This window comes from Pseudomonas sp. SDO55104_S430, assembly GCF_054070595.1.
Map to the genome: position 1 here is coordinate 1 of NZ_JBSVXG010000522.1, position 267 is coordinate 267.

The following is a 267-nucleotide window of genomic DNA, read 5'->3' on the forward strand; positions in this document are numbered from 1 at the left end:
GGAAGATCAGGATGAACACGCCGCGCTCCGGGTCGGAGGCGAACGCGTGAACCGAGGTCAGCACGCCGGAACGCACGAGGAAGGTGCCCAACAGGCTCAACGAGAACGCGGCGATGGCCAGCAGCACGGTCCAGCTCTTGAAAACGCCACGTTTTTCCGTGACCGCCAGCGAGTGAATTAGCGCGGTGCCCACCAGCCAAGGCATGAAGGAGGCGTTTTCCACCGGGTCCCAGAACCACCAGCCGCCCCAGCCGAGCTCGTAGTAGG

The 267-nt window shown here is 64.0% G+C and carries 1 protein-coding gene; it reads right to left on the reverse strand.

Translation table 11 applies throughout. The features are described 5' to 3' along the window. Nucleotides 1-267 (reverse strand): cytochrome c biogenesis protein CcsA (ccsA, locus tag ACW9JE_RS30970; protein ID WP_457434942.1); only part of this gene is annotated, 267 nt, incomplete at both ends.